Annotated in this window: 7 protein-coding genes; all 7 read left to right on the top strand. The window is 67.4% G+C overall.

Annotated features, from left to right (window positions below; translation table 11 throughout):
• Positions 1 to 4: 4 nt before the first annotated feature.
• The gene (locus tag SK224_RS05570; RefSeq protein WP_320433763.1) at positions 5 to 3,610 is read left to right on the top strand and encodes a tape measure protein; all 3,606 of its coding nucleotides are present in this window, start codon (positions 5 to 7) and stop codon (positions 3,608 to 3,610) included.
• Entirely contained in the window at positions 3,610 to 4,449 is an 840-nt protein-coding gene (locus tag SK224_RS05575; protein WP_320433764.1) for a hypothetical protein, read from the top strand. Before SK224_RS05570 ends, SK224_RS05575 begins: the two co-directional genes overlap by 1 nt.
• Positions 4,442 to 7,756 carry a hypothetical protein gene (locus SK224_RS05580; protein WP_320433765.1) on the top strand — a complete coding sequence of 1,105 codons (3,315 nt, stop codon included), beginning with the start codon at positions 4,442 to 4,444 and terminating at the stop codon, positions 7,754 to 7,756. Before SK224_RS05575 ends, SK224_RS05580 begins: the two co-directional genes overlap by 8 nt.
• Before the next feature lie 64 nt (positions 7,757 to 7,820).
• A complete protein-coding gene (locus SK224_RS05585; RefSeq protein WP_320433766.1) occupies positions 7,821 to 8,642 on the top strand; it encodes a peptidoglycan-binding protein in 822 nt (273 codons plus the stop codon).
• A 14-nt stretch (positions 8,643 to 8,656) separates the two neighbouring features.
• On the top strand, positions 8,657 to 9,109 hold the full coding sequence (locus SK224_RS05590) for a hypothetical protein (RefSeq protein ID WP_320433767.1): 453 nt from the start codon (positions 8,657 to 8,659) through the stop codon (positions 9,107 to 9,109).
• Positions 9,087 to 9,341: a hypothetical protein gene (locus SK224_RS05595; protein ID WP_320433768.1), complete on the top strand. Its 255-nt coding sequence runs from the start codon at positions 9,087 to 9,089 to the stop codon at positions 9,339 to 9,341. The genes SK224_RS05590 and SK224_RS05595 overlap by 23 nt, the downstream gene beginning before the upstream one ends.
• The coding region (locus SK224_RS05600; RefSeq protein WP_320433769.1) for a hypothetical protein at positions 9,338 to 10,012 on the top strand (675 nt) is incomplete at its 3' end. The genes SK224_RS05595 and SK224_RS05600, both read left to right, overlap by 4 nt.

Genomic DNA, 10,012 nt, shown 5'->3' on the forward strand with positions numbered 1-10,012 from the left:
CGGAGTGGCTGAGAACCGCACCGTAAAGGTCACCCTGAAAGCCGAGGTGGCGGCGTACGTCGCAAACATGATGCGCGGCGCGCAGGCTACCTCGGATCTCGGCAAGTCTGCGACGTCGGCCGCATCGGACATCGATCGTGCTCTCGCTCAGTCGGAGAAGGCGGCCAAGTCCAGCGAGCAGACGTTCGACCGCTGGGGCAAGACGACCAAGATGGCGTTTGCCGCCACGGCGCTCGCGGCGGGTGGATTCTTCGCCGCGTTCCTCGCGCAGGGTGTGAACGCGAACAGCTTCGCCGAGCAGAACCAGATCGCGCTCACGACGATGCTCGGCACGACAAAGGCCGCGAAACAAGCGCTCGACGAGGTCTACGGGCTCGCGACAGAGACGCCGTTCCAGTTCCCCGAACTGACCCGCCAGTACAAGAACTTCGTCGCCGCGCAGCTCGATCTCGAGAAGATCATCCCGCTGATGCGGGCATACTCGTCGGCCGTCGCCGCGCTCGGTGGCGATAACGCGCAACTCGGCATCGTGTCCGACGCGTTGCAGGACATGATCACGCTCGGAAAGGCGCAGGGCGACCAGCTCAACCGCCTCACTGAGCAGGGCATCCCGGCGTGGAAGCTGCTCGCCGAGCAGATGGGCCTCAGTGTCGCCGAGGTGCAGAAGCTCGCCTCCGAGGGCATGATCTCGGCCGATCAGGCGGTGGACGTCCTGACCGCCGGCATGGAAGCCAAGTTCGGCTCGATGCTCGAGAACATGGGCGACTCGTACGCCCGCTGGGTCGATAAGGCCGGCTCGGCTCAGCGCCGAGCGGCCGAGCAGGCGTCCCGCCCGATCATGGACATTGGGCGCGAAATCCTCATGGCGGTTACCGGCATGTTCAACGCGGCAACCGCGGGTATGAAGTTCGCTGACTGGTCGCCGCTCCTCGAGCCGCTTGAACTGATCCCCGACACGATCGACCGGATAGCGGATCGCATCAACGCGGGGAGCGTCCAGGACGTCATCGACGGAGTGGGGACGGCGCTCGAGCTGGTCGCTGCGGCTGCTGAACTCGTGATCAACGTCGCATCGCCCGTCGCGGAGCTGTTCGGTGTCGCCGCTAAGGCGGCGATGCCGCTCGTCGATGTCGTCACTGGACTGCTCAACGGATTCAACTCACTGCCTGGCCCGGTGCTCGCTGCCATCGCCGCTCTCGCGCTCATCCGCACGCTCAATGGTCCGTACGTGAGCCTGATCACCGCGACGACGGGATGGGTGTCCAGCACCCGCGCGGCCGTCGCCGAGCAGATCCGCGCTCATCAGCAGATGCTCGTCGGCATCGGAACCGTGAACACATCCGCGGCTGCACACGGCCGCCTGTCGGGAGCCATGCTCGCTACGCGCGCCGCAGCCACACACCTGGCGGTCGGCGTGCGAGGTGCGGGCTCGGCTCTGCTGGGCGCCTTCGGCGGCCCGGTGGGGCTCGCCGTAGCCGGCGGGCTGGCGGCGGTCACCCTCGCCACGAGCGCATGGACCGACGTCCAACGCCAGGCGGAGGAAGCCGCCTACGAGCAGGAAGCGGCGATCGACGCCGTGACATCCGCTCTCGACCGCAACACGGGTGCTTTCACGGAGAACGCCCGCGAGGTCGTCGCCAAGAAACTCGTCGACGAGGGTCTGCCCGAGCGGCTGACCTCGCTCGGGATCAGCCTCTCAGAGTTCGAGGGAGCCCTCTACGGGACGGCGGATGCGCAGAGCGACTTCCGAGCACGCCTGATCGAGATGGCGCAGACGGACGACCTTCAGGCGTTCCTCGAGCGCACCGGACTGTCACTCGACGATGTCATCTCGAAACTGAAGGCAGCCGATGGGGAGCAGTTCGGCCTCAAGGTGGCCGGCCTCGAGACGCTGGCCCCCGACGCCTACGCGGCGATCGCGGCGCTGCAACTCTTCGACGGGCAGATCGGCACCAACGCGAGTGCGCTCGAGCGATTCCGTGACACCGCCGAGCTGGCCGGCCGAGAGGCAGACTTCGACGCGACGCCAACGGTAGACGCCTCGCAGGCGAAGTCGGCACTCGACGAGATTCGCTCGGCCGCGAGCAAAGCGCTGTCGAGCTTCATCAAGCTCACCCCGCAGAAGCGGAAGACGCCGAGCGGCGGAGGCAAGTCTGGCGAGGATGAAGCGGTCAAGGCCGCGAAGGCTGAGCAGGCGGCGATCCGCAAGCGCACAGACGCGGAGAAGAAAGCCGCGGCCGAGTACGAGAAAACGATGCAGGAGCGGGCTCGTGCCGCCCGAGAGGCGGCCGACGAAGCCGAGCGCGCCGCCAAGGACGCCGCATCGGCGGAGGAAGCAGCGCTCGACAAGTCCCGACGCGCGGTTGATGCCTACGTGTCGGCGCAGCGGCAGCGGCAGGCGATCCAGCGCACGCTCGACGCCGAGTCCGATCCGGTCAGGCGCGCGCAGCTTCAGCAGGCGCTCGCCGACGCGACCGAGCACGAGGCCCGCTCCCTCGAAGCCAAGATGCTCGCCGAACGCGAGGCTGCCAAGGCCACCGCGGAGCACGCCGAGGCTCAGGGACGGGCTGCGCAGACGGTGCAGGATTCGACCACTGCGCAGGCTGAGTACGAGGTCGCGGCAGCCGCCGCAGCGGCGACTCAGGAACGCGCCGCGGCGCAGATCGAAGCCGCCGCTGACCGACTCGCCGCAGCCACAGAACAGGCCGCCGAACGAGCCAGCGGTGCAATGTCCGACGCCGCCGACGAAGCGATGGAATCGCTCGACGAGTGGATCGCTCGCATGTGGGAGCAGATCACCGCTCAATCCGAGTGGGCCGACAACATGGTGTGGCTCGCGAGTAAGGCGTCATCCGGTGTCGTCTCGCAGTTCATGGAGATGGGGCAGGAGGGCGCCTACCTGCTCGCCGAGCTGCGCAACAACGGCGGCGCCGAACTCGCCGAGCTGGAACGACTCGCAGCCGCCCGAGCGGACGGAACGAAGCTCGAGCTGCTGTCCAGCATGGAAGCAGTCGGGCAGATCTACCCCCAGATCGTCGCGCGCTTCGGCCGCAAGGCCGCAGATGAGCTGACGACGGCGGTCGCCGAGGGGCGCGTGAAGGTCGACGACATCATGCGCACGCTCAAGGCGAACTACGACGGCCAGCGGTGGACGCTCGACATCGACGCCGAAACGTCCGAAGCGATCCGCGCGGCCGACTCGGTCGTGAGCTACATCAACAACCTGCGTCCGAAGCTGACTCTGTCAGGCATCTACGGCGAGGTCCGCGTCGCGAACGGGTGGAGCGGCGGAATCACGCGCGCAAAGGGTGGGGCAGTCGACGGCCCCGGCCCGAAGGGCAAGGACTCCGTTCCGATGCTCGCAGCGCCCGGCGAGCACGTGCTTACCGCTGACGACGTCGATCTCATGGGTGGCCAACAGGCCGTCTACGAGTTCCGACGCAACCTGGGGCGCGGTGCTGACACGCCTCCGGATGTCTCCGCGGGCGCTGCGCACGCCGGAGCGCCGGCCGGATCTGGCGGGACCGTCATCTATCAGAAGGTCTATTACCCGCTGCCTGAGCCGTCGTCGAAGGCGACCAATCGGGTTCTGCAACAGGAGGGCGGCTGATGTCGAGCTTCATCTACTCGGTTGACGGGATCTCCCTCGCGGACGCGCAAGGTCGATGGTGGGTGACGGCGAACGGGTCTGCGCACTCGCCCGCCGTTGCCCTCCGTTCGGTCGGGGCCAATGTGCCCGGTATGTCGGGTATCCCGGATGTCGGATACGAGCCCCGCGAGGCCGCGGATCTCCCGCTGCGGGTCATGGTGGCCTCGCGCAACGCGGGGACGCGAGAGGCGTACTGGGAGGCCGTGAAAGCGCTCTTTGCTCAGGGTGTCCCCTTCGTGCTTGGCCGTGCCGTGGACGGTGTCGAGCGAACGACCCTCGCCAAGCTGAAGTCGATCGGCGAGCCCGAGCTGAACGCCCGCTTTGGGTCGCTTGTTGGGGTCATCACGGTGACGATTCTCGACGGACTCTTCCACGGGGAGGCGCGCGACGTCTCGCGTGCGCTCACCTCCCCGGCGTCTCAGCTCGCGATCCCGCACCTGTCCGGGACGGCGCCCTGTGAGGACTGGCAAATGCAGTTCCGGGGGCCGTTCACGAGCGCCACAGTGACAGACGGCGTCACTGGAACCGGCGTCGGGATCTCGGGCGGTCTAGCCGCGGGTCAGTTCATCACCGTGCGCGGAGCAAGCGCGCGGCGCAGTACAACCGCCGACGACGGCTGGCTCGGGCAGGGCGTTGACGTGTCGGGCCAGGTGGTCATCCCGCCCGCCGGCCTGCTGCGTCTCACACCGCGGCCCATCGCCACCGATCCCCTCATCCGACAAAGCCGCTGGTCTGTCGCCGCGGCCGGCGCCTCCGGTGCCGCGCAAGTGACGCTGAGAGCGAGGCCCGCCTATGCCTGACCTTCGGCTTCAGTTCGGCATCCACGCGCCCAACGGCGCCCGCCTAGCGACGCTGCCATATCCTCTCGCCGCATCCGTCGCCGACGTCGTCAATGACCTCGGCACGGGAACCCTCGACTACCTCGCCACTGTGCAGCACGCGGACAAGCTCGAGGAGCTGTGCGAGGTGTCCGCAGAGATCGGGGTCGACGGCGGGCAGTGGCGCGAGTTCGGCGCCCGGTGGCTGCGGCTCAAGCGGGGCGGGTCCGTGATCGAAGAGACGCGCACCCGCCGCTATGTCCTTCACTCGTTCGGCTTCATGCTCGGCAAGGTCCGCATGCTGCGCGAGGAGACGCTGAACGAGAACGGTGATCGGATCATGGCGGGGGCAACACCCGGCGGGCTGATCAAGACGCTGCTCGACGAAGCGAAGACCCGCGGCAACATATCCGGTCTGGTCTACACCTTCACGGCCGCGAAGGACTCAGCCGGCGCCGACTGGGTCGGCGCCCTCCCGCCGCAGACGATCCGCTACGGCGACGACCTTCTGTCGCTGCTGCGCAGCCTCTCCGATAGCGGCTACCTCGACTGGCACATCGTTGGCCGTGAGCTTCGGATCCTGAAGCCCGACACCCTCGGATCGCCCCGCGCCTTCCAACTCCACAACGGCATCGACCTGACAGAGGCGCCCGACGACGAAGACGCCACCGAGATGGCTGGCCGCGTCGGCGTGCAAGGCGACGACGGCCGCACCTACGAGCACGTGTCGCCATCAATGGGGCCGTGGGGCCTGTGGGAAGAACTCGTCAACGCGCCAGGCGTCAAGGACATCGGCGGCCTTCAGTTCATCGGCGAGGCCGAGCAGTCTCGCCGAGACGCGCCCCGAGTGCAGATGACCCGCGGGCTCCGCCTGGCGGGCGTCGACTACCTGCCCGGCATCGACTACGCGATCGGCGACACCATCACTGCTCCGAACGACAGGGGTGTGCAGGCGCCGCTGCGCGTGCGGCAGATCACCCTCGGGATCGCCCCCGGCGCAGTCACGGGAAACTTGATCCTCGGTGACCGATTCCTCGAGAAGGACGTACGAACGCGACGCACCCTCGCCGGCCTCCTGGGCGGCGCTGCCGCCTCCGCAGGCGGATCGGGTACGCCGACCCCTCCGGGTGACGACAAGCGCGCCCCAAAGGCGCCTACGGGCCTCGTCGTCTCGAGCGCTCACGCATTCACCCCCGAGGGCTCGCCGTTCGCGCTCATCGACAGTGCCTTCGTGCCCGTCACTCAAGGCGCAGACGGGACGCCGCTCGGCATCCGATCCCACGAGATGTACGCCCGCGAGAACATCGTCGGCGAGCCCTGGCGCAAGATCGCCGAGGTAGGGGGCTCGGAAGCTCGCATCACGTACTCGCCGCTGCCCGCGGGGGAAGAGTGGCAGTTCAAGCTCCGCGCCGTCTCCACGCAGGCTGTCGTCGGTGAGTTCGGCGATACGGTGACGGTCGTTCTCGCTCGAGACATCGATCCGCCGCCGCGGCCCTCGAAGCCGACAGCCACCGCGCGGCTCGGCGTCGTGACGGTCACATGGGACGGCCTCGATGAATCCGACACTCAGATGCCTGTCGACTTCGACCGCGTCTTCGTGTGGCAAGCGCCGGGGCAGATCATCGGTTCAGCCGGCCGCGGCGTGGGCGAGCGTTCGTTCCACGTCACCGGGCTGCCGTACAACGAGCCTCACGAGTTCTGGCTGACGGCCAGTGACACCTCCGGCAACATGTCGGAGGCCTCCGCGTCGGTGACCGTCACGACGACGCCGCTCGTCGACACCGACGTGATCGGACGAGTAATCGACGCCGCGAATATCGAGCTGGGCGCGATCGACACTGAGCTGATCGCCGACGAAGCGATCACCGCTGGCAAGGTCAAGGCACTTGCCATCACGGCGGACAAGCTGGCCGCGAACTCGGTCGTCGCCGACAAGATCGCCGCGAACGAGGTCACGGCCGACAAGCTGGCCGCGAACTCGGTCACCGCCGACAAGATCGAAGCCGGCGCCGTCACCGCGACGAAGATCGCCGTGAACGCGATCACGGCCGACAAGATCGCTGCCGGAGCGATCACGGCCGACAAGATCGTGGTCGGCTCCGGCGCGAATCAGATCCCAGATGCGGGCTTCGCGACGCCGATCGGTGTTGCTTGGCAAATCGCCGAGGGCGCGGCTCCCTGGTCGATCGATAACGTCGGCGGCGCGTGGCAGCGCGCGGCCAAGCTCGTGATGAGCGGGCAGGGACGCCAAGTCCTGCGCTCTCAGCGGATGCAGGTTCAAGCCGGCGATAGCCTCCGATTGTCGATCGGCATGCACTGGACGAACGAGGGAGTTGCGAACCCGTACGCACTGGTCGAGTTCCTCGACGCTGAAGGTGTCTTCGTCTCTGATGTGCCGGCTTGGTACGCGCCGGGTGGATGGCAGATCAAGACGCTCGATCTCGTCGTGCCGAGTGGTGTGGCCTTCGCACGCGTGGCGCTTGTCGGTGAGTCGGGCGGAGTGGGTACGGCCTTCTTCGGGCTCCCGAGCTTGCGAAGCCGCACCACTGGGGCACTGATTGTCGATGGTTCGGTCACGGCCGACAAGATCGCCGCTAGCGCGATCACCGCCGACAAGATCAACGCCAGCGCGATCACCGCTGACAAGCTCGCTGCGAACGCGATCACTGGGAAGACGATCACGGGTGGGACGATCAACGGCGCGGTGCTCAATGCCGAAGATGCGGTGACTCTGTCCCCCGCAGGTTCGATCGCGTTGCAGTGGGTGAACTCGATCGGTCAGACGGCTACGACGCGCATTCGCGGAGGCGGCAACAGTCCGACCGTCAGTTTCGACGACGGCATTGACGTCTCAGGAAGTATCAAGGCGGGCAGTCAAGGCATATCGACTACTGGGCGCATGTCGTGTGCGAAGGGGTCGACGACCTCCGCCGCGAATATTCGCAGCTCGACTTCGAGTGGCGAGTTCCAGTTCGTCTCGTCGATGCGCAAGTTCAAGCTCGATCGCGAGCCGATCCTGCCCGACTATCGACTGCTCGACCTCCCGGCCATGACATGGCGTGACCGGGCGATGGTGGAAGAAAATCCGGGCACTGAGCGTCGCGTCGCCGGCTTCGTAGCCGAGGATCTTGCGGCGCTCTCTGCGTTCAGCGAACGCGCCTTCGAGCCGTTGCTCGAGATTGGCGACGACGATCGCGCGGCAGGAATTCAGTACGACCGCGTCGTGGCATACCTGCTGCCGATCATTCGCGACCTTCACGAGCGCGTCACTGCGCTCGAGTCGGCATAGCAGCTCTCATCCCCAAGCCCCCGTCATCTGTCGGGGGCTTTTTTGTTGGAAAGGAAACCTCAACATGGCAACCCTCAAGAACCATCCCGGATTCTGGCTCCGGGACGACGCTGCGCGAGCATTCGACGCGCTCGAGGACAAGCACGGCGTGTTCACGGTGAACTCAGCCGGCCGCACCGTGGCCGAGCAGCAGGATGCGATCAACCGGTGGGACCGGGGCGGAGCGGCGAACCGGCCGCCGTACCTCTATCAGCCGGCGCGCCCGGCGACGGCGTCCAACCATGTCAAGAACGGCGGCGTAGCCGTGGACGTCCGCGAGTACGACCGCTTCCGTCGTGTCGCGGGTGAGTTCGGATTCCGTTGGTTCGGTTCCTCCGATCCCGTGCACTTCGACTTCATGGGATGGGGTGGCGGCTCGGCCGCGGCGCCGGATCAGGTGACGAGGGATCGTCAGTCGTGGCTCAATCACGCACGCGGTGAGAATCTGGCCGTCGACGGCATCGAGGGGCCTGCTACCCGCGCCGCATACCAGCGCTACCAGGCGTTCCTGGGCGTCGCGCAGGATGGCGTGTGGGGGGCGGTGACGCAGGCTGCGCATCAGCGCTTCTACGACTCGGTGAACCGCCCGCAGATCGCAGTCGATGGAGCATGGGGGCCGGCGACGACCCGTGCGCTTCAGGCGGCGCTCGGCGTCGCGCAGGATGGCGTGCTCGGGCCGGACACGTATCGCGCGATTCAGGCACGGACTGGTTCGACGGCTGACGGCTTCTGGGGGTCGAACTCGAAGCGCGCGCTTCAGCGGCACCTCGGGGTGCCCGACGATGGCGAGATCGGGCCGCAGACAGTCACGGCCTTGCAGCAGCGACTCAACGCCGGCAACTTCTGAGGCGAGGCGACCGAGTGAACCTGAATGCCCCGCCGTGGCTCGTTGAGCTGTTGCAGGCGGTGAACCTCTGGGAAGCGTTGATCTGGCTCGTCGGGCTGTCAGTGGCGTGCGCGTGGCTCGTGCGCTTTGGCCCGCGGGTCTGGCGGGGCACGAAGGCGCTCGCGAAGGGCATCCTGAGCGCGGCGGCGATCCTGGCCGCCGTACAGGAGCTTCCCGCGTTCATCGAGCGTGCGGATCGTCGCCACGAAGACCTCGTGCAGAAGGTGGGCGAGATCCACCACGAGGTGCACCACAACGACGGTTCTTCGATCAAGGACTCGCAGAAACGCATCGAGATAGCGATCGATGAGGAGATCCGTCCCGCGCTCGCGAAGCTCGCCGAAGTCGATGACTGGCTGTCGGACGAGATCGAACGAACCAACCCGACCCGAAGGGAGGGCGACAATGTCGACCCCGAACATTCCTGAGCCGGCCGAGCCGGTCATCCCAGACCGTCCCGCGAAGCTGCTGTGGGTGGTGCTGACGCTCATCGCAGTGTCGGCGTACCCGCTCGCCACGCTCACGGTCATCGACTGGGCGAACTGGTCTGAGACGATCGCCGGCCAGGTGGCGGGGCTCATCTCCGGCTGGGCTGGCTCCATCGGCGTGGTGCTGGGCCTCTCGCGCTACGCCCGCACGACCCCGAAGGGCGCTGAGTGAGCTTCACGGTCACTGGCGCGATCGACATCGGCGGGGGCGATGCTCCCGCCGATGTCGGCGTCGTCGGCAACGTTGTGCGTGTGCGCTCGGTGCACGGCGCGAACGTGGCCGGCCGGACCCTTCTCCCGGAACCCGTCGACTATCCGATCGCTGAGGATGGCACGTTCTCGGTCGAAGTGGCGCAGCTCCCCGAGGGGCACGCATACGAGTGGGTGTTCGTGCTCGGCGGTGGGCGCTGGGCGAGTCGTGCGCGGCTCACCGCGCCCCCCATGGCCAACACGGCGTACACCGACCTTGTGGACGTCACCGCGCCATCGCTGCCGGGCTACGCGCCGCCGCCGTGGGCTGCCGGCGTGCTCGAGGCGCGCGACGAGGTCGAGCTGGCCGCGACTGCTGTCTCGACGACGGCCGGCCAGGTGGCTGCGGCGCGCGATGACGTCATTCAGGCGAAGCAGGACGTCGAGGCAGTGGTCGCGACGAACGATGGCATCATGTCGACCGTCGCCGCTGATCCCTCGAGCGCATTCCGGGGCCAGCTAGACGGCGCCATTGGTGGGAAGATCGCCGACGACGTCCCGCCGCTCATCACCGAGCAGGCGGCACCTCTCGTCGACGCGGCGATCACCGCGGCAGACATCCCCGGTCAGGCGTCGGACGCCGTCGAGGCCGAC

It is taken from the genome of Microbacterium sp. BG28, from assembly GCF_034044005.1.
Taxonomy (GTDB): domain Bacteria; phylum Actinomycetota; class Actinomycetes; order Actinomycetales; family Microbacteriaceae; genus Microbacterium.

Bases quoted from the DNA above. Each gene is read 5' to 3' on its own strand.
- SK224_RS05585 (WP_320433766.1), top strand. From the start codon at position 7,821: ATGGCAACCCTCAAGAACCATCCCGGATTCTGGCTCCGGGACGACGCT.
- SK224_RS05580 (WP_320433765.1), top strand. From the start codon at position 4,442: ATGCCTGACCTTCGGCTTCAGTTCGGCATCCACGCGCCCAACGGCGCC.
- SK224_RS05595 (WP_320433768.1), top strand. From the start codon at position 9,087: ATGTCGACCCCGAACATTCCTGAGCCGGCCGAGCCGGTCATCCCAGAC.
- SK224_RS05575 (WP_320433764.1), top strand. From the start codon at position 3,610: ATGTCGAGCTTCATCTACTCGGTTGACGGGATCTCCCTCGCGGACGCG.